Origin of the sequence: Paenibacillus sp. 7523-1, from assembly GCF_002276415.1 — a bacterium.
Lineage (GTDB): Bacteria > Bacillota > Bacilli > Paenibacillales > Paenibacillaceae > Paenibacillus > Paenibacillus illinoisensis_A.
Window position 1 is genome coordinate 1 of sequence record NZ_NPBR01000003.1, and the last position, 21,133, is coordinate 21,133.

The following is a 21,133-nucleotide window of genomic DNA, read 5'->3' on the forward strand; positions in this document are numbered from 1 at the left end:
AGCCACAGGTGTCACAGGTTTAACGGGAGCAACGGGCGCTACAGGTTCAACGGGAGTAACGGGTGTGACTGGGGCGACTGGAATTGCTGGCATCGATTCGCCATTTATTGAAACTCTCAAAATAGGAGACATCGATATGTTAATTCCATTTAATGCTGGGAGCGGAAATAATCAGGCCATTGGGGCACTTGCTTTTGATGGTCAAGACTCTACGATCAGTAGACTTGCAGCGTTTGTTACACAAATGGGTACAAATACAGGTACCTTTCAGATGGCCGTGTTGGAGCCAGTCACTGGCACAACAGCGAGTGTCATTGGTGTCACTACGGTAGCAACAACTATAACACCAGGCCTGTTTATATTGCCACTAACTGCACCAGTTACTCTTTCAGGTAATATAGTTTATTACTTAGCTGTTTATAACCAAATTAACGGTTCATCTATAGGTGGCCGTACTACAGGAACTGGGACTGTAGATGACGCTATTCCAATCAATTTCAGAGTTCAAAATCTTACAGGTTTTGCGGTTGGTGATGTTATTAATACCAGTGATGTCAGTTTGCTGTTATCCCCATGGGTCGCTGGATTAGTATAGCCGATATCCAATCGGCTTTATTACTTTATGGAAGAATTGAGGAATAGCTTGTTTCAAGCGTATTGAATATCTTTTCATTTGATAAGAAAAGAAAGCCGTAATGGAGCAGCTTGTCAGTCGGCAGGTGCTCCATTGTCTTGTTTACCGGGGAGCTTTTAGAAAGAATTTTCCAAGGATTCAATCTCCGCAAGTAGGGGCTTCAACAGATCTCTTACTATGGGGTGAAGTGGCTGTAAGGGAAGAGGGAGGCCAGGACCTGAAGTCAGACCAATAATTTCTGCAGCTGCAGCAGCGACACGAAGACTTCCATATTGCCGGAATAGCTTCCAGATCGGTTCGAGCAGTACCGAGTAATAATCTGCCTCCACAGCACGGCCTTCCAGAGCGAACTGAGTCATTCTCAAGCATAGCTTGGGAAATAAGCCACCCAATACGGAGTACCATACCTCACAACCTGCATTTAGGCCTGTAACTGCAAATGGATCTCCGCTTACTCCGATCGTAACATGGGATGGAACAAGTTCACGAAGTTTGTTCACCCGTTCCGATGCTTTTTCTGGATCACTTGGAACGCCCGGAATTTTGATGGATTTTACAAGGGGGAGTCCCGCAATTCGTGCATGCAGTTCATCCGTAAAATGAAAATGTGTAGTAATTGGATTGTCATACACACATAGTGGAACAGAGAGCGACGCAGTAACGTGTTCATACAAGGAGTAGACTTCTTCCTCCGTCAATGTCTGATACGAAACTGGAGCAAGCAGGACAGCTTGAGCGCCTGCTCGTTGCGCATCTTCTGCTAACTGAAGCACATCTGCGGTGCGTATTGCACTAATGCTTGTCATCACAGGAACGCTATCCGCAGCACCGACAGCAAGTTGCAAGACTCGTAAACGTTCCGAGCGGTTCAAGTAAGCATAGTTTCCTGTTGATCCTAGAGCTCCGATAGAGGAGACTCCGGCAGTAACCAATCGCTCGATTAGTTTCACCAATTCTCTTTCGTTAATTTGATGTTCATTCATAGGGGTCAGGGGAAAAGCAGCTAATCCATGAAACATTCATTTCACTCCTCAAAATTGTAAATATCGAATTACATCAAATTATGAGCCAAATTGGATGATACAACAGAGCCAATTTGCATAAAGTTTATTGGGCCAATTGGGTTTGGATAGTAGACAAGCTCCGGGATTTACATATGGACTAGAATTTTAGTTCTGAAGGAGATAGGCTCGTTCACTTTGCAATGGTAAAATAGCTAAAAAGCTCCAGGTCTTTCACATTTTTCAGCAAAATCAATAGAATAGGGTTCATCACGAAATAACGTAAACTGGGGGTTCTCATGTATAAACTGATGATTGTGGACGACGAATTGTTAATGCGCGTTGGAATTCGTTCCATGCTGAACTGGGAGGAGTTTGACTTTTGTGTTATCGGTGAAGCAGGAAACGGTAAGGAAGGCTTGGAGCTAGCAATCGAAGCTTCTCCCGATCTGATCATTACGGATATCAAGATGCCCATTATGGATGGTCTGAAGCTCATAAAAGAAGCATCTATAGTACTGAAAAATTGCAAGTATGTCATTCTGAGTAATTTTGATGAACTCCATTATGTGAAGGAAGCTTTAAAGCTGGGTGCTGTGGACTACTTGATCAAAAGTGAAATTACAGAAACATCCCTGATTGAACTCCTTACGAAGATAAGGCAGAAACTGCAAAGCGAACAGCACAGTCTAACAAACGTACCATTTGTGCAGCATGATTATTCGAAGAGTTTGAGACATCTCAAGGATAGTTTCTTCCAGGATATTGTAAGCGGATTCATAAGTGAAAAAGATATGATTACCAAAGCCGAAGAACTGCATTTTCGCATACGGTCTGACAGGCTTGTGGTCATCAAATTTGTCGTGAACTATTACGAGCAAGTGAAGAGGAAATATATCGAGAAAGGAGAGAAGCTGCTCCGCTTTTCGATCGTGAATATTATGGAAGAGATCATTCCATCCAAGTGGAACAAGGAAATTTTAGTTGAAAGTTCATCCGAATATTGGGTTATCATCAATCTCCCTTCTGGCAGTGGGTCTAACCAGGTCGACATTAATAAACTGTGCAATAAGCTACTATCCTCGATCAAGGATTTTATGAATCTATCGCTAACGGCTGGTGTAAGTACATCGGTTTCCGGGTTTCGCTTTCTTAGGAAGGCATGTCAGGAGGCAGAATCTGCACTAAGGGAGAGTTTTTTCACAGGCAGCAACCAGGTATTGTTTTACGAGAATCTGGCTCAAGCTCCGGCACGATACGAAATAAATGGGATACTGAGTCCGCAGCAACAAAAAGACATTCATAAGTTGTGGGTAAGCAAGGACGTCAAAGAGGCGGAGAAGTTTCTTGAAATGGTGCGATTGGATCTGGAAGCAAAGCAGGGAGATGAGAACAGTATTCGTAAGCAATATATCACGGTGATGGAAATGTTTCACTCCCATATGACACGCGATACACGAGGCAGCAAGCCTTATTTAAAAGAAGAGTCGCCCTATGAAAGGGTTCTAAGAGGAGAATATTGGGAGGACATTCATCAGGAAATGCTGACTCATATCGCCTATTGCTTCCAAGCCGATTCCCAAATCATGCAAGAGCTTACCTACGCAGATCTGGCCATTCAAATCATTGACAAGTATTATGCCGAGGACATTTCCTTGCAAAGCGTAGCTGGTCAGATCAATGTGAACCCGTCGTATCTTAGCAGATTGTTTAAGCAGGAGAAAGGAGAGAACTTTATCTCCTACTTGACACGGGTTCGAATCGAACATGCCAAGACTTATTTATTTAGCCGCGAATTAAAAGTATATGAGATCGCAGATGCGGTGGGATACCACAATTACACGTATTTCAGCAAGATTTTCAAAAAGGTAGTAGGTGTAACCCCAGAGGAATACCGTGAGCTAGAGCTGGAGTCCAGGCTATCCCGTGAATAGAGGTGCAGCATATGAAGCGTGCAGGGCTCTTCCGTATCAAGTACAAAATTTTGGTGATTTGTATGACAGTGATTATCCTTCCGGTATTCGTGATGACCATCAATTCATATTACTCTTCTGAACGCTTGTTGGCACAGAATTATACCAAGCTGCTGAGCGATCTGGCCAAGCAGACCAATATTCGTATTGACGAATTTCTCAAGGAAATCGAGAAAATCTCGCTGCTTGCCAGCAATGGACTTAACGACAGTTTGTCTGCGACACATGATGGAAGCTTCCCGATACAGGATTTCCTGCGGGATGGTAATGAGCAGAATGAGATTGCGGCCTATAATCTTCTAATGAATTACATCATGATGAAGGATCGCGTATTTTCCATTTACCTCTATAACTTGAACGGAGGACAGGATCTGTTCGTTAGTCCACACCAGCCCATAGACCCCAACTTCAAGATGGCGAACGAATTATGGTTTAAAAAGTTTATGCATTCCAATGATCGAACGATTACGTTGACCACCAGGATTGATAAGCAATTGGAAAATAAAATTCTCGCGGTATCACACGCACGCAAGATTCATGATGTGACCAATGGGAAACTGCTTGGAGTGATCGTTGTCAGCATCGATATTAGGTTTATAGAGATCGTTAATCGCAACTTGCAGGAAGGGCTTCGCTCCAGATTTATGATCGTCGATGAGGATGACAAAATTGTATACAACGTAAATGACCAGCTGATTGGGACCTTGTTCCGTGACAACGTTCGTCCAGTAGAATCATTGAATATTGTCGTTACCAGCCCGCTAAGTCAGCAAAAGTGGACCACTTATTTATATATGCCTTTGGATGAGCTGACTGCGGATGGGAAAATACTAGGTCGTAATCTCATCATGCTGGCTATCGTCATGTCCCTGTTTGCTGCCATTATTTCGATTTTTCTCTCGCATGTGATCACGCGTCCCATTAAGAAACTTTTACGAAATATTGCGCTGGTTGAAAAAGGGCAGTTTGAACAGGTTGAAGAGGTTCGATCTCGGGACGAGATCGGACATTTGTCGGTCCGCTTCAATAAGATGTCGCATGAACTGAAACGTATGGTTGAGCGAATGCAAAAAGAAGAAATAGAGAAAGCCGCCGCTGAGATGCGAGCACTTCATGACCAGATCAACCCTCACTTTCTGTACAATACACTTGGATCCGTAAAATGGATTGCATCCATGCAGCAAGCAGATAAAATCGTGGAAATGACAGATGCACTCATTTCGATGCTTCGTTATGCGACCAAGTCGGATGGAACCCTGGTAACCATTCGTGAGGAAGTGGATAATATCATGAATTACGCAACCATACAGAACGTCAGATATTACGGGTCTATTCAGATGAGGTATGAGATTGAAAATGAGCTGCTGGATTATCTTATGCCCAAGATGATTCTACAGCCCATTATTGAAAATGCCATCTTTCACGGTCTAGCCGAAATCGAAGAAGACGGTGTAATCACGATTCGTATTCAGGCGCGGGGCGATAATATATCGATAGAAGTTTGCGATAATGGTGTCGGTATGGAACATCATGCCATTCGGAGTTTTATGGAAGGAAGGGTTGATCCGGGCAATGGTTCCAATGGAATCGGTCTTCATAATGTGCAGCGGCGCATTCAACTGCATTTTGGCAAACCCTATGGAGTTCGGGTAGAGAGTAAGGTGGGAGAAGGTACGATTTTTTCCATCCTGCTGCCTGCTATTGCGAATGTACCTGAGTAAAAAAATAGAGGCTTGCAGGTCATCCTGCAAGCCTCTTACGTTACCCTTTAACACTACCGAGTACCAAACCTTTTGTAAAATACTTCTGCAGAAACGGATAAACGAGCAAAATCGGAATGGCACCCAAAAACATCTGGGCTGCGCGCCCGGTTCTGGCATTCATCATGGAGAGCAGCTGAGTGTAATCGGAGCCTGATTTCAGCATGATTTGCTCAAAACTCTGCAGGAGCGTCTGCAGATAACTCTGTAAAGGGTAATTGGCCGGATTGTTCATGTAGATAATTCCGTCGAACCATGAATTCCAATGGGCAACGATACTAAACAACCCGACAGTTGCGAGAGCAGGTTTAAGAAGGGGGAGTAAAATACGGACAAGAACTTGTAAAGGACCTGCACCATCGATAATCGCGGATTCTTCAATCTCTTCTGGCAACCCCCTGATGAAGTTCATGAGAATGACCATACTGAAGACTGGTAGAGCGCCAGGTAATATCAATGACCAGATCGAATCGACTAGTCCCATTTTGACCACCACGAGATATGTAGGGATTAATCCTCCGTTAAAAAGCATGGTCACGATGAAAAATCCCATATATACGTTACGTCCCATCAATTTTTGCTTCGCTTTCGAGAGCGGATACGCTGTAAGCACAATCAGGACAAGATTAACGAGGGTTCCAAGCAGGGTACGTTTGACGGCTACCCATAGGGAAGAATAGAATGCCCCGCCGGATAATGCAAATTCATACGCTTTTGTCGTAAATTCTACGGGCCAGAATGTAACACTGCCTGCAGACACTGCCGCACTGCTGCTAAATGAAACGGCCAGCAGGTTGATAAATGGCAGAATGCATAGTAGAGAGATGATCATCAATATGGTGTAGTTTATGATATGAAACAGACGTCTACCTATACTATTATCGTTGATCATAGTGATCGTCCTCCTTAGAAGATGCGATAGCCTGCTACCCTATACGCCAGGAAATATGATAGGGCCATCAGTATGGTGGAAATGATGGATTTGAATAATCCGACAGCGGTACCGATGGAATATTGCGCCTGTTGAATCCCTAAACGATACACGTAGGTATCAATAATATCGCCTGTTTGATAGACGACAGGGGAGTACAGGTTATAAATTTGATCAAAACCGGCATTAAGTACATTTCCAAGCGACAATACGGTCATCAGCACAATGGTGGGCATAAGAAGCGGCAAAGTAATATATATGGTCTGCTTCCACCGTTTGGCTCCATCAATCACAGCGGCTTCATATAGCCCGGGATCAATACTCGTTAGGGCTGCCAGATAAACAACGGTACCAAAACCAAAGCCCTTCCAGATATCACTTATAATCATGGTCCATGGAAAAATGGATGGTGTGCCTAGAAATGAGATTTTCTCTATCCCGAATACCCCTAAAAACGAATTCACGATGCCGTCGGCGCTAAGAATATCGAGCATAATTCCAGCCATGATGACCCAAGAGAGGAAGTTGGGGATATAAACAAGGGTTTGAAACGTGCGTTTGACTGCACTTCTTACGACCTCGTTAAGCAGTAAGGCGAAGATAACAGGCACGATAATGCCGCCAATGATCTTGAAGACAGACATATACAGCGTGTTCCAGATCGTCCTAACGAAATTCGGCTGATTAAACACGTGCGAGAAATTGTCCCATCCTACCCATGGAGAATTGAACCCCAGCCCCGGATTGTATTTCTGAAAGGCAATAACAAGTCCGTAGAATGGGATGTAACTAAAGATGAAAACCAAAATTAAGCTAGGTATCAACATTAAATGGTAGGGACTCTGCTGCTTTAATTTTCTCAGCATTCATTTTCCTCCGTTCACGGTAATGGAATCGAAACCCCGGCAAAATAAAAGGGGAGAGAAGTTACAATTCCTCATCCCCGCTGCATAACCTATTTATTTTCCGTAAGCTTCATTGACTGCCCGGGTTGCTTCATCCCCGCCGGCAGCTCTCCAGTTCTGAACAATCACATCGAAATGATCGATACTTTCCGTCCCCATGATGATCTTGGTGAATCCTTCGGTCAGGATATCATCCAGAGTTGTGCCGTAGCTCGCCAGCGCTTCTGGGGTTACTCCCCAAAGTCCTGTCTTGACATAGTTCCCGCTATCGAGCACTTTTTTGGCAAGACCATAAGCATTCTTAGGAGCCCCTTGCTGCAAATAGTCACCGACTGCTCCTGGCGTTGCATTTTCCATAAATTCAACACTATTGTTATATTTTTGCCACATTCCCGAAGTGGTGAGCCCACTGGTGTCCTTGGACTGAAGCGCAGCGGATACCGCCTCAAACTGCTCATAGTCGGAGTTCGGATTAAGTACACGGAAAGCTCCAACCACGTGAGCGATATCGTTGTCCAGTAAGGCGGATAACGTTTCTTTGGATTCCTTGCCCTGGCCCTCATCTACGACATAAGCGTAGTCGTTCAGGATTTTAATGACTTCTTCTGCATGTTCAAATCCCTTTTTCATGACAATATAGTTACCGTTTGCGAAAGAGATCGATTGTTTTGCTTCTTTACCGTCGATTGTAGGGATGATATACGGATAAAAGATGGCGTCCTTGCCCAAATTGGCTACCGTATCAACGCCAGGGTTATAACCCCACCATTGATAGTAAGGCTGCATGCCCACTTTGCCGGCAACAATATCGGCATTCATGGCATTAAAGTCTTTGATCGCGAATTCCGGATCAATGATGCCGAGCTTATACCATTCGGCCCATTCAGCCAGTGCTGCTTTCATCTCCGGTTGAATTGAGCCATATACGAGTTCTCCGCTGCTATCCTCAATCCAAATATCCGGATGGGCGTTCCATGCGATGGCGAGCAGGTTCAGATAATCCAGCGATTGATCTACCGCCAGGCCATAACCACCGTGCTTTTCCATAAATTTCAGTGCGATGTTCTTGATGTCTTCCACTGATTTTGGATCTTCGAGGCCCAGTTCTTCCTTCCAATCATTCCTGATCCAGACGAAATCCGGTTGCTCAATTAAACCCCAGTGCATTTGAGGTATCCCGTACAGTTGGCCATCCTTTTTACCTGATTCGAAACTGTCTGCATCCGCTTTCATATAACCTTTGAGGCGGTCGGAGGCATGCTGATCAAATGCTTCTGTAAGATCCATGACCATATCTGCTTCGACTAATTGCCGTAATTGTGAAGGATTCACCCGAAAGACGTCAGGTAGATCGTTCGATGATATGGCCAAATTCAGTTTGGTATCGTATTCATCACTAACCCAGTCTGTTTTTACATCGATATTAAGTTTCTCTTTGTATCTCCTGATCCACACATTATTGGTGATATCGTCACCTTTGGGATATTTCGCCGAAGTGTATTCAGAGGTTACCGTGTGAATGGTTACAGTTCCAGCCTCGTTGGTTTCTGAGTCTGTGTTCGTTGGACTTTTCCCGGCACTGCCATCACTCGTGCACGCGGCCAGTAATAAGGATGAGATGCATAATGACAACATGACCAATTTGCTTTTCTTGTTCATTTCTTTTCCCCCTTATTAGCAATATTTCAGCAAATCTATTCTTGAAAATATTGTAATCTAGAAAGGGATAACGCGATATCAAAGTTATTGACGAGAACGCGTTCGTTTTTTTACTTTTGAAGCTGAGAGGAGAATGGAGAAGGAGGGAACGTGCACTTATTTTACTTATGCCTAAACCTTTTTTTACTTAGGAAAACAGAATTTTGTGCTTATGATATGAAAGCAAAGGGGGTGTAGGATGTGACGAGTGATTTATGTATGGGGAATTTTCGTTGCTGATGGAACAGCAATTTTTCCTAATTTTTTTCCAATAGGTAGCTACACTACACGGGAATTAGCTATGAATGAAGTTAATGCTCTACCAAGAGATCGCAATTATCAAGTACTTCGAATGCCGTTAAATATAAACTTCGCCTATTTTCATAAAAAGAGTGGTAAGTTGGTTGGGATGGACGAGATTCATCGTGAACATTTTCATTTTAAGGATGAAAGCTAAGCTGATGGATTGTCAGTCGAGTATACCCATCCTTTTGTTTGGAGAAGCTTTAACCGTTTAACATAAAATCTCATTTGAAGGAATGGTACGACATATGCTTGATTCAAAAACAATAGAAATCGTCAAATCAACAGCTCCTGTATTGAAGGAGCATAGTGGACAAATAGGGAAACGATTTTATGAGCTCTTATTTAGGAAAGCCCCAGAACTGAACAACATTTTTAATCAAACGAATCAAAAAAGAGGGATTCAGCAGGAAGCATTAGGTTATGTCGTTTATGCAGCTGGCGAACACATCACCAACCTGGATGCATTGACTTCAGTTATCCGGCGAATCACAGAAAAGCATCGAGCTATTGGAGTTAAACCCGAGCAGTATGCAGTCGTAGGCGAAACGTTGCTAGAAGCAGTTCAGGATGTCTTGGGTGACGCTGCCACGGATGAAATCATAGAAGCGTGGGGGAAAGCTTATACCTTCATAGCCGATGCGTTCATTCGTATCGAGAAAGAACTCTATGATGAGACAGAGCATCAGATGGGAGGTTGGGCGGATTATCGTACCTTCGTTGTAGACAAAAAGGTAAAAGAAACAGAAGAGGTTACCTCGTTGTATCTAAAGCCTCAAGACGGACAAAGCATCGCCAATTACAAAGCCGGTCAGTATTTGACGATAAAAGCAAACATACCTGGTGAAACGTATACTCATATTCGTCACTATAGCCTGTCTGATGCGCCAAGCAGCGATCACTACCGAATTACAGTAAAACGCGAGGATGCAAGCCATGAGGATCCGGAAGGACTGGTATCTAATTTCTTGCATGAACATGTTCAAGCAGGTGATACTTTAGAATTCTCCGCTCCAGCGGGTGACTTTATTATTACAACCACAGATGAACCTCTTGTCTTTATCAGTGGGGGTATCGGAATCACGCCGGTTTTGAGCATGCTGAATACGATTGTCAAAGAACAACCGGATCGTCAAGTGACCTTCATTCACGCCACTGCCAACAGCGAGACACATGCCTTTAAGGAGTATCTGCTTGAGATAGAGAAGAGTCACCACAACGTGAAATCAGTGATATGTTATTCTTCACCAACTCCGCATGATTGGGAAGCTCATAATTTCGATTTAGAAGGAAGAGTTGATTTGAAGTGGCTGCAAACCGTAGTTCCTTCAAAACATGCTGACTTTTACTTCTGTGGCTCGATTCCATTTATGGAGTCCATATATCGGATCTTAACAGAGTGGGGAGTAGGTAAGTCTCACATTCATTATGAAGCGTTTAGTCCTCTAGCTATGTTAAGTGAGGGAGAGGATTGAAAAAACATCCTGGGCAAAAAAATCTTGCAGAGTTAAGAGTCAAAATCAATGTAAATTCTGCTGTGTAACAGCTGATCTCCTGGGCTCACACCCAACCCAAATCGTAACGCTTGGCATAAAATGGTGATAGGTCAATTACCTATAAGGAGTGAATCTGTAAATATGGCATACCCACAGCCCATATATCCCGTTCCCGCTAATCCCTTGGGACTTCAAAATTGCATTAATCGTTTCACGTATATGTGGCTTAGGAATGGAGACAGCTTCTGGTTTTTCTTGACAGCGGTCAGTGAATCGAGAGCCTATGGCTACAGATTTTTTGGTGGGAGATGGAATCAGTACTCGATTGGATTACGTGAAATTGCTTCCTACAATTGTTCTCCGGTCCCAACGTTATATTGAAATAGAAGCAACGAAGCTGCCGAGTGTTTTGGCGGCTTTTTCGTTTTTTTATGTTGCAATCGTTCTACTACTTCGTGAATGAAGCGTGGCTAACTAATAACATTTCTTACAACGCATGAATCATGAACGTTTAAATATAACTTGACCTAAAGTTAACTCTAAGAGCTATACTGTCTAAAGGCTTAAAGTAATTTTTAGAGAGAGGTATGGATTAATGATTAAAAGCAACAAATGGAATGTTGCAGGCTTGGCCTTATTGTTGGGTTTATTTTCAACATTAGGCCCCTTCACGATCGACATGTATTTACCAGCATTCCCTGAGATTGCAGCAACGTTCAATACGAACGCTTCACTTGTTCAGTTCAGTCTTACTGCTTGCTTACTAGGGCTGGGTGCGGGACAACTGGTCATGGGACCACTGAGCGATGCTTATGGAAGACGTACACCGTTACTGATCTCCATGGCTGCCTATATCATCTGTTCATTGGCGTGCGCCTACGCTCCGAATATTGGTCTGTTGATTTTGTTTCGCTTCACTCAAGGTTTCTCGGCTTCAGCAGGGATCGTTATTTCCCGCGCGATAGCTCGCGACCTTTACAGTGGACATGAGCTTACCAAGTTCTTCTCCTTATTACTGCTCGTAGGGAATTTGGGGCCTTTGGCAGCACCGATCGCAGGCAGTGGCGTTCTTTCATTTACGACATGGATTGGTGTGTTCATCTCACTCTCCGTTCTGGGAGTTTTCTTATGGGCAATGACCAAATGGCGTCTGAAAGAGACGAACCCGCCGGAACGACGTGTTGCTCCCAACTTCAAACTTCAGATACGTAACTATGGACAGCTTCTACGTGACCGGAAGTTCGTAGGTTATATGCTGGCACAGGGAATTATGACGGCTGGGGTTTTTGCATATGTAGCAGGCACACCTTTTATCTATCAAAATATATATGGAGTCACGCCGACGGTTTTTGCTATATTATTTGCTTCCAACGGGATCAGCCTGATCATCGGCTCTCAACTTGTAGGCCGGTTGGCACAGCGAATCTCTGAGCAGACACTCCTATTATCGGGACTTTGGCTTGCGCTAGTGGCAAGTATTGCTGCCTTGATGGTTACTCTGGCTCATGGTCCTCTTTTTGCTCTGGTTATACCGCTGTTTTTCTTTGTATGCTCTATAGGTATTACGTCAACAGCAGCATTTCCACTTGCCATGGAGAGTCAAGCCAAAAGTGCCGGAAGTGCCGCAGCATTGCTTGGGGTTGTTCCCTTCTTGCTTGGCGCGTTGGTCGCTCCGTTGGTAGGGGTTGCCGGTGAAGACACGGCTGTTCCATTGGGCCTTACTTTGTTAGGGACGAGTATTGTTGCTATTATCACTTACTTCGTACTGGTTAGAAAGGTACCTGACCATACTCAAGAGGTTCAGTCCGATCTCAACATGTAGTGATACGAGTCCTAAAACATTGTACTTCGAAAAGTCGCTAATACCATTTAGCGGCTTTTTTTTATATATAGGGACCAGAGCCCAGTTCTGATGCAGGAATAAGAACGTGTACGAATAGCTATACCTGAAAAAAAACGTATTACACAAATAATTGTTTAATCGAAAATCACCTACAGCATAAAGTAGGTAATTATATTGTTCGTTGTTTTACTACAACACAATATGTAAAACCGCAGCCAAGCATTAAGCTCGACTGCGGGTAACAATCTAATAAGGCAGTTCAAGAACTGATCTGCAATAGTTCCCTCAGGAAATCAAAAAAACATATCTACACTAGAGAAACAGTAATTCAAGTTGATTTCGTACCTCTCAGAAAGATACCTACTAACCTTTGGCCCAGTGCAAGATTAGATTCATACTTTTGGGGGGTGTTCTCCCGATTCCCCATTAACATCAGGGTCGAAAAAGTCTCAGCTAAGAACATGGGATCGTCTTCGCGGAGAGTTTGCTGGTCCATGGCCAATTGGAAATGGGTCGCCAATACCTCATGAATGCGAGCCTCGGCTTCTCTGATTTCCTGAATTTGATTTTTCTCAAGAAAAGGTTCGGCTTCTCTAATCATGGTTTCAACCTCTGCATGCGGGTTCGCCAGTCTGGCCTCGGCCAACTGTATAAGTCCATCCTCCAGATGTTCAGCATGATCAAGAAATTCTGAAGTTACTCGGCGTACATTCTGGAACATGGTTATCATAGCTACCTTAAAAAGTTCAGGCTTGCTAGCAAAGTGATAGTATATGGTCGGCTTGGACACATTGCATCGTTTTCCAATTTGTTGGAGCGTGACAGTTTCGTAGCCGTATTCCATGAACAATTTGGAAGCCGTTAAAATGATCGTTTGCTGTACGGAAATTTGGGTATCCGCTTGCTTGGGTCTTCCGGGTAAACGTTTGGGTGATTTATCTGGCATTGCACACTCTCCTCCTTGAATATTTTATGACAAACCTCGTTCATAAGCAAAATCAACTTGTAATTATACTTACCGGTAAGTATAATTTATATGAAACGAAAACGAGTTATGAATAAAGGTGGAATGAAGTTGAGAACAGCAAAACGCAGTAACAAGTGGAAAAAGGTACTCATTTGGTCTTGTCTATCCGTAATTATAGTTGTGATTGGACTTTTCGTTTATCTCCAATCCGTCACGTATAGTCCGTCGGAAAGAGCCGAAGCAGCCATGAACCCGGATAGTCAGGTTAGCATCAATAAGATCAAAAATGGCTATCGCTTTGAACCGGAGGGTACAGGGATCGTGGAACCCAACATCATTTTCTATCCGGGAGGTCTAGTGGAACCAACCAGTTATGCTCCGTTTGCCAGAAAATTGGCAGAAGAAGGACATAGAGTTTATATTGCCGATATGCCTTTAAATTTGGCCATGTTTGGGGAAAACAAGGCGGATTCTTTTATTGAGGAACATCCAGATGAAACCTTTGTAATTGGTGGTCACTCGCTGGGAGGCGTCTTTGCATCACGGTATGCTGCCGAGCACACAGACACGCTGGAAGGGGTCTTTTACTTAGCATCCTACGCCGACGAGAGTGGAAGCCTGAAGGAGTCGGACTTGTCCGCATTACAGATCACTGGTACAGATGATGGAGTGCTGAATTTCGAACGATGGGAAGAATCCAAAATAAATCTTCCGCAAAGCACGACATATGTAAGCATCAAAGGCGGTAATCATGGACAGTTTGGTTCATATGGGGAACAGAAAGGAGATCATGCAGCAGCAATCAGTGAGGAACAGCAATTGGAGGAAGTAGTAGCTGGACTCGAAGCATGGTTTAACCTCATAAATCGCTAATATCTAGTTGTGAATCTTCGAATCCTTGATTGGAAACTATTTATAATTACCTTCGTATGTACTATGATACATAGAAGGGAAAATAAGGAATCACTTCAAGGAGGAAGTTGGTTGAAAAAGAGCACAAAATGGGTATTATGGATTTTGGGATTCATGCTGGCCGCAATTTTTATTAATTTTTTCATGAATTTATTCAGTTTCGCTTATGCCTTGATTACTGTACTTTACTGGCCTTAATGGGATGGGGATTCGTAGTAAAGTTGAAGAATGATGTTCGTCAGTACGAAGATCATTATCGAAGAGAGTCGCATTCGGAGATAAACGATATTGAAAGGTACACAAGGTAGATCATATCACCATACCTCACAGAAAACAGCCGCCTTTTTCAAGGCGGCTTTTCTTGTTCAATTAAATAAAACTAAAAGTCTTTACCAGTGAGATTAAGTGATCTTGATCGGCCCACAAGATGAAATAGGAATACGTACTTCCTTGAATCGCAACAGGAGTAGGGTATTTGACAATAAGTGCAGCCTGATTTCTCATTTCTATGGGTTGGTCTTCAGAAGGAAATATGAAACAGGCTTCCTGTGCTTGAACCAAAGCAGGGAAGATTCGAGGATTGGTTCCATAGGGTTGCAGGACATGGAAGGCTTCCGCTCTGCATACTGCGTGAAGTTCCTCTTCTGAAGATATGGCCGATATTTGAAAAAATCCGTCCGATCCTTCGAACCGTTCTTCGGTCACTTTGCGCCAGGTTCGCGGATAATAGAAGGATACCTTGTATACCTGGTTTAGGTATAATTTATAGGAATCATGTTCATGGAATTGTGGTGACCAGGCTATAGATGTTATCCATTTGGCTTCAACAATTTTGGTCGGATGATTAGGGTGATCTAAATCAATAACCCAAATTTCATCTGCTTGTTCTTGATTGCTGCATCCTGATAAGTATGCAAGTCGTTTCCCGTCCGGAGACCAACTGAGCGGGGTAGAGAAACAGGTGGAGACGGCCCATGTTTTTTGCTGTCCGCCAACTCGGCTGTCAGTCTGGATGAGTGAGACGTATTGATTATTCACAATATCTGTAGCACTGTATGCGACTGTCGTAGAGTCTGGAGACCATTCGGGAAAATAGTTCTTGGCCTGAGGTCCACCTTGGAGTTGGTAGCTCACTCCTGTTGATAAATTCACGGTAGTGATTAAGGAAATGCTGGCCCCTGGGGATGTATATAGAGCAAACTCTCCATTAGGAGATATTCTGACATTGTGGAGAGGCCCCTCCGTATTATGAGTTAATTGCTGTTTGTTCATGCCATCCCGGTTGATCTTATATAATTGAGTGATGCCTGCTTCATCCGGTGCTGCATACAGGAAAGCTTCTCCAGAGGGAAACCATTGAACATCGGTGACTCCATATTGAACGATCGAGCCGCTGGTATGGGCGTAGATATTGTAGATTACAATTCGATCATTCTTTACATAAGTCAAGTAATGACTATCCGGTGACCAGCTCAGTAAAGTGTAAGGTTCGATTTGATCAATCTGTGCCCATGTTCTGCTGTTTAGATTCAATACCATCACCATATTATTCTTGCCGATAAAGGCGATATGCTGAAGATCTGGGGACCAATATGGAATTGAAAATTCTTCACCAAGATTCTGGGTTAACTTCATGGTCCGACCTGTTGAAACGTGATAAAGCCAAATATCGTACGAACCACCCCCAACATTAGAATTAAAAAGGATTGCTTCACGATCAGTTCGATTCATATGCCAATCCGTCCTTCCATTTCGAATTCCTACAATATATTCAAGAATGGAAAATGGGCGAATAGTTATCATCATACCTTGTGTTGAAAAGCTTGAGGACAAAAATACAGATTTCAGGCACATAGCATATCAATCTTGGATCAAAAAAATAAAGGCATCGTTCTGATAAGAACGTGCCTTTATTACTTCGTTACCTATTGACGGTTTACATAAACATATCCATAATCAGAACACCAGCAAGTCCCACAAGTGAGATTATTGTTACCATGACCGACCAGGTTTTTATCGTTTTACCGATACTAAGATTGAAGTACTCCTTGTAGATCCAGAATCCCGCATCATTGACATGAGAGAAGGTAACGCTACCGGCACCCGCTGCGAGAACCATCAGTTCGGGACTTACGCCCGTTGCAGCAACCAGAGGTGCAGCTATACCAGCTGCTGTCATACCGGCTACGGTTGCAGAACCGACAGCAATTCTTAAGATTGCTGCGATCAGCCAGGTTAACAGGAGTGGAGAGAGGCTCGAGCCTGACATAAGATCAGAAATATATTGGTCAATATGACTGTCGATCAAAACTTGCTTAAACGCACCACCACCAGCAATGATTAAAAGGATCATTCCGATTCCGCTTACAGATTCGCTCAGTGAGGTCATAATCTCAGGCATTTTCTTGCCCAGATTTAACCCGAAAGTAAAGATAGCCACGATAACTGAAATTAGCAGAGCCACATTTGCATTACCGATAAAGTCCGTTACTGGCGAAATTGCTGAATCAGGAGCAAAAATCTCAACAACGGTTTGAAGTGCGATCAAAATGACCGGTAGAAGAGCTGTAAAAAGACTGATTCCGAATTTAGGAAGTTCTTCTTCTTTGAATTCCTTCGGATTAAATAGACCTTTAGGGATATCGATCTGCAGTGCTTCTTTTTTAAACAGCTTGGTGTAAACAGGACCCGCAAGGATAAAGGCAGGGATCGCAATAATTATACCCAGGATCATCGTTAATCCGATATTGGCTCCAAAAACGTTAGCCACCGCTGTCGGTCCAGGATGCGGAGGGACGAATCCGTGCATGGTGATCAGCGCTGCAATAACGGGCATTCCCAGATACAGAACTGGCACACGTGCAGCTCTCGCGATGGTAAATACCAATGGAATTAATACCACTACACCTGTTTCAAAGAATAAAGCGATTCCAACAATAGCCGCCGTAATAACTGCCGCTAGCTGAGTCCGTTTTTGACCGAAGGCACCTATCATGGTTGTCGCAATACGCTGCGCACCACCGGAATCGGTCATTAGTTTACCCAGGATACCTCCGAAAATAATAATCATCGTTAAATGTCCTAACGTTCCGCCCAGACCCGATTCGATGGATTCGACAGCCTGAATCGGTGTCATTCCTTCCAGTACGCCAACGGCCAGTGATACAATAATGAGCGATATGAAAGCGTTTAACTTAAAAGCCATCATTAATATGAGCAGTAAAATGACCCCAATGGTAACAGAGATAATTGGCATGTATTTGTCCTCTTTTCTTTATTGGCTTGATTAAGAAGACCCTATTGTAAGGAGTGCACGATTGATTCTGGTATTACTTCGTTATCCGTGTTACTCCTTACAGATCTGGTCATATTAAATTTATTAGAATGATTACGAACTCAACATCTCAACGACTTCTCTCAAATCCGTTTTGGTACCGACGTTACCAGGGAAGATGACATAGGAAATCCCCGGGAATTTACTTTCACTGCCAGTTGTCCACACGGGGATACCTGGACGAATCTGTCCAGCAACGGTCGCTCGTTTTACTTCAAGGCCATTCGTTCCGATATCGCTCGAGGTAATCCCTCCTTTAGCAATGATATAGGATGGTCTTACTTTCAAACGTTTGACAATACTCGTGACAGCATCCGAAATCTTCACGGAAAGTTTTAATTCCTCTTCTTTTCGGTCTTCTCCAAGATCCAAGCGTTCTCTTCGGGTATAGACAGCCACATTTCTACCTTGAAGAATGAATTGGTTGGTAGTCTCCACAACTCTATTAAGCTCGTTCTCGAATTGTTCGGGCTCCAGAACAAGGTGAACATTAAATTCAACAAATTCTACTGCACCGGACTTCTTCAGTTCTTCAAACTGTTCCGTTGTTTTCTTAACATGAGATCCGATGATGACTAATCCGCCATGGTTTGTATGATCACTCATCATCTCTTCACGAGTGAGCAGACTTTTGTCACTAACGCCTCCCATAACCTTCGTAAGGGCAGCAGCACTTCTAAACATAAAGTGTTTACCTTGGTTGATGGCTCGAATTAAAGCAATAGTGAAGATCTGTACATCGGCATAGTCAACCGCATTCACAATAACTTTGTTAAAATCCTCAACGTTCAACAGCTGCTGCTCAATCAGATCCAAGTTCATGGCACGCAGACTTTCAAGCGAAATGTACGTCATGTGTTCGGCTTTATACTGACCATTCGATTTTTCCTCAGCCCACTCACCTAAATGGGATTTGGTATAACCAAAGGTGCGGTCCTTGGCGAATTCGGTTTCTCCAGCAGGAACCAGTTCCATATCATATTGAACGTAGTGAACATTATCGATCGTGAAGCGTCCGCCTTCTTTGAAGAAAGGAAGGATGATCTCACCGTCAAATCGGATATCTGATTGTGCTTCCACGGTATCCTTCAGTACTTCCGTTTCCAGCGGGTAGTGACCTCTGAGTGTGGAATCTCCACGACTAATAATGGTGAACTCGCGGTTGTTTTTCTTGGCAGCTGCCACGATATTTGCAGCAATGTCCTGGTGTGCTTTTTTCGTTTCTGCAGCAGTAAATCCGCGTGAGTTGGTGAGAACAAAGAACATCGAATTCTCTTCCTTAAAACCTCTGTCGATGCTTTCCAACGACCAATCCGTATAGACCGATACACCATGTACTGTTTGAACACCAGTTGGATCATCATCCAACACGATAATTTTGTGATTAAAGCGTTGAAGCTCTTTAGCGATCATTTCATGAACAAGGCCGGTATCCACAGAAGGAATGTTGCTGAATACTTCTTCAACAGACCGATTATTCGTTTTCATGGCCAAGACCCCTAACTTCGACATTTGCTAATTTTTCATAGTATTGTACGATCCCGCCGTGATCGTCCATTAATTTCCCGTCAACTTTTAGGGCATGGAATATCTCCAACAGGTGACTGGAAAGGGGAAGAGGTACTCCAATCTCGTGAGCTGTATCCATGACATTCGTAATATCTTTCATATTGATAGCAATCGTACCTCCTGGGGCAAAGTTCCTGTCCAGAATGAGCGGTACTTTGGCATCCAGAACAGCACTGCTTGCTAATCCGCCTCGGATTGCCTGATACATTTTCTCAATATCGATGCCCGCTTTGGCAGCCAGGACAAGGGCTTCGGACATCGCAGCAATATTCAAGTTAACGATGATTTGGTTCGCGAGCTTCGCTGTAACTCCGCATCCGCTATCTCCAACCAAGGTGACAGCCGTTCCCATGTCAAACAACACAGACTTGGCTTGTTCGAATACGCTTTCTTTACCGCCCACCATAATGGCTAACGTACCATCAATGGCTTTAGGTTCTCCGCCGCTAACGGGTGCATCCAAAAAGCCGACGCCTTTTTTCGCTGCTTCTTCAGCAAGAGCAATGGAAACAGCAGGAGTGATGGAACTCATATCAATAATAATCGAGCCTTCTTTGGCTCCGGATAAAATGCCCTGTTCACCCAAAACTACAGCTTGCACATGTTGGGATGCAGGGAGCATCGTGATGATGATTTCACAGTTTTCAGCGACTTCTCTAGGTGAGGAGGCAGAGATTGCACCGGATTCTACCAATATTTGTACCGCTTCCTGATTCAGATCATTAACGGTTAGTTCGTGTCCTTTTTTTCTGAGGTTTAGAGCCATCGGTTTCCCCATGATGCCGAGTCCAATAAAACCAACTTTTTTTGCCATGATGTTTTCCTCCTAATAACTTTTCTAAGAAAGGCTTATATGCCTATGAATTGAGTTCTGTACACAGATTAGAATCAAACAACGTTGAAGTGAACTTGAGTTATTGAAAATAAAATGATTGATTCAGCAACCGCTTACATCGTTGTTTGCGTTTTCATTGTATACTAAAAAATTAAAACTGTATACACTAAAATATAAAATTGTATACAATTTATGAATTGTCGTATACTTTTATTACTTGGCATCGTTTATTGGAATGATTTTATGAACATAATTTGGTACTATATTTATGATGAGAAATGAAACTGAGGTGAAGTTAGTGCATGACAATAATAGCTCACGACCGGCGTATCATCAGTGTTACGAAATTCTCCGTGACAAGATCTTAAACGGTGAGCTTCCTAGCGGTACAAAGATCGTTGAAGAGAAACTAGCTGCAGAGCTTGGTGTTAGCAGAACGCCCATAAGGGATTCCATACGAAAACTGGAGAACGAAGGATTAATTGTTCAAAAGAAAGTGGTTAAGCCAACGGAAAAGGACTTACGAAATTTGTTCAATGTTCGGATATTGTTGGAAGGGTATTCAGCTAAATGCGCGGCGAATTTCCTAAAAGACAACGAGATTGAGGAACTTTACAAGTATGTGGAAATCGGGAGATCGGGGACCAAAGATGAGATTATGTCCGCGAATGAAAGCTTCCATAATGACATTGTAAAAGCGAGTAATAACCCGCTTATGATCGATATTATAGACCGGATGCAGGCTATTATTTATCTGTTCAGGAAAACCGTTGTCATCTATAATCGTCCTCATCTGATTGATGAGCATGAAGAAATTTATAATGCAATCAAGTCCAGAGAAGGCGAGAAAGCTGAAGAGTTGATGAAAAAGCACCTCGAGAACGATCTGAACTTTTATCTCCATGTCATGAGTAATCAGTAAGAGGCAAGAGGGTAAGAGTGAAGAGGTATAACTAAAACGCCGGTAACCTT

Annotated in this window: 16 protein-coding genes and 1 pseudogene; 8 read left to right on the forward strand and 9 right to left on the reverse strand. The window is 43.3% G+C overall.

The genetic code is table 11. The annotated features are described in order from the left end of the window. Window positions 1-595: pseudogene (locus CHH60_RS30465) on the forward strand (hypothetical protein); the annotation flags it as partial. A 155-nt stretch (window positions 596-750) separates the two neighbouring features. Here the strand turns inward: CHH60_RS30465 and CHH60_RS01680 are convergent. Next, window positions 751-1,653, reverse strand: coding sequence for a dihydrodipicolinate synthase family protein (locus CHH60_RS01680; RefSeq protein ID WP_095357601.1), 903 nt, complete (start codon window positions 1,651-1,653; stop codon window positions 751-753). A 281-nt stretch (window positions 1,654-1,934) separates the two neighbouring features. Between CHH60_RS01680 and CHH60_RS01685 the strand changes: the two genes are divergently transcribed. After that, window positions 1,935-3,569 carry a helix-turn-helix domain-containing protein gene (locus tag CHH60_RS01685; RefSeq protein WP_095357602.1) on the forward strand — a complete coding sequence of 545 codons (1,635 nt, stop codon included), beginning with the start codon at window positions 1,935-1,937 and terminating at the stop codon, window positions 3,567-3,569. Window positions 3,570-3,697: 128 nt separating this feature from the next. Beyond that, on the forward strand, window positions 3,698-5,329 hold the full coding sequence (locus CHH60_RS01690; RefSeq protein ID WP_255247775.1) for a cache domain-containing sensor histidine kinase: 1,632 nt from the start codon (window positions 3,698-3,700) through the stop codon (window positions 5,327-5,329). A gap of 40 nt (window positions 5,330-5,369) precedes the next feature. On the opposite strand, the gene CHH60_RS01695 is transcribed toward CHH60_RS01690, so the two are convergent. The 3 genes from CHH60_RS01695 to CHH60_RS01705 form a co-directional block, all read right to left on the reverse strand. Next, window positions 5,370-6,260: a carbohydrate ABC transporter permease gene (locus CHH60_RS01695; RefSeq protein WP_095357604.1), complete on the reverse strand. Its 891-nt coding sequence runs from the start codon at window positions 6,258-6,260 to the stop codon at window positions 5,370-5,372. 14 nt (window positions 6,261-6,274) lie between these two features. Further along, window positions 6,275-7,165, reverse strand: coding sequence for an ABC transporter permease (locus CHH60_RS01700; RefSeq protein ID WP_095357605.1), 891 nt, complete (start codon window positions 7,163-7,165; stop codon window positions 6,275-6,277). A gap of 93 nt (window positions 7,166-7,258) precedes the next feature. Beyond that, complete coding sequence (locus tag CHH60_RS01705) at window positions 7,259-8,863, reverse strand: extracellular solute-binding protein (RefSeq protein ID WP_095357606.1); 1,605 nt, start codon at window positions 8,861-8,863, stop codon at window positions 7,259-7,261. Between the two features lie 247 nt (window positions 8,864-9,110). Between CHH60_RS01705 and CHH60_RS01710 the strand changes: the two genes are divergently transcribed. From CHH60_RS01710 to CHH60_RS01720, 3 genes are all read left to right on the forward strand, one after another. Beyond that, entirely contained in the window at window positions 9,111-9,359 is a 249-nt protein-coding gene (locus tag CHH60_RS01710) for a hypothetical protein (protein ID WP_095357607.1), read from the forward strand. A 94-nt stretch (window positions 9,360-9,453) separates the two neighbouring features. After that, window positions 9,454-10,680 carry an NO-inducible flavohemoprotein gene (gene hmpA, locus CHH60_RS01715; RefSeq protein WP_095357608.1) on the forward strand — a complete coding sequence of 409 codons (1,227 nt, stop codon included), beginning with the start codon at window positions 9,454-9,456 and terminating at the stop codon, window positions 10,678-10,680. A gap of 616 nt (window positions 10,681-11,296) precedes the next feature. Further along, the gene (locus CHH60_RS01720) at window positions 11,297-12,523 is read left to right on the forward strand and encodes a multidrug effflux MFS transporter (RefSeq protein ID WP_095357609.1); all 1,227 of its coding nucleotides are present in this window, start codon (window positions 11,297-11,299) and stop codon (window positions 12,521-12,523) included. 349 nt (window positions 12,524-12,872) lie between these two features. Here the strand turns inward: CHH60_RS01720 and CHH60_RS01725 are convergent, their stop codons facing one another. After that, window positions 12,873-13,490, reverse strand: coding sequence for a TetR/AcrR family transcriptional regulator (locus tag CHH60_RS01725; protein WP_095357610.1), 618 nt, complete (start codon window positions 13,488-13,490; stop codon window positions 12,873-12,875). Window positions 13,491-13,613: 123 nt separating this feature from the next. Between CHH60_RS01725 and CHH60_RS01730 the strand changes: the two genes are divergently transcribed. Beyond that, window positions 13,614-14,384, forward strand: coding sequence for an alpha/beta hydrolase (locus tag CHH60_RS01730; protein ID WP_095357611.1), 771 nt, complete (start codon window positions 13,614-13,616; stop codon window positions 14,382-14,384). A 408-nt stretch (window positions 14,385-14,792) separates the two neighbouring features. On the opposite strand, the gene CHH60_RS01740 is transcribed toward CHH60_RS01730, so the two are convergent. From CHH60_RS01740 to garR, 4 genes are all read right to left on the reverse strand, one after another. Further along, the gene (locus CHH60_RS01740) at window positions 14,793-16,154 is read right to left on the reverse strand and encodes a PD40 domain-containing protein (RefSeq protein WP_095357612.1); all 1,362 of its coding nucleotides are present in this window, start codon (window positions 16,152-16,154) and stop codon (window positions 14,793-14,795) included. Window positions 16,155-16,359: 205 nt separating this feature from the next. Then, window positions 16,360-17,679 (reverse strand): gluconate:H+ symporter, encoded by a 1,320-nt coding sequence (locus tag CHH60_RS01745; protein WP_095357613.1) that lies wholly within the window; start codon window positions 17,677-17,679, stop codon window positions 16,360-16,362. Between the two features lie 132 nt (window positions 17,680-17,811). Continuing rightward, a complete protein-coding gene (locus CHH60_RS01750; RefSeq protein WP_095357614.1) occupies window positions 17,812-19,245 on the reverse strand; it encodes a four-carbon acid sugar kinase family protein in 1,434 nt (477 codons plus the stop codon). Beyond that, window positions 19,232-20,140 carry a 2-hydroxy-3-oxopropionate reductase gene (gene garR / locus CHH60_RS01755; protein ID WP_095357615.1) on the reverse strand — a complete coding sequence of 303 codons (909 nt, stop codon included), beginning with the start codon at window positions 20,138-20,140 and terminating at the stop codon, window positions 19,232-19,234. Before garR ends, CHH60_RS01750 begins: the two co-directional genes overlap by 14 nt. Before the next feature lie 292 nt (window positions 20,141-20,432). Between garR and CHH60_RS01760 the strand changes: the two genes are divergently transcribed. Next, entirely contained in the window at window positions 20,433-21,083 is a 651-nt protein-coding gene (locus tag CHH60_RS01760) for a GntR family transcriptional regulator (protein ID WP_095286705.1), read from the forward strand. Window positions 21,084-21,133 lie beyond the last annotated feature (50 nt).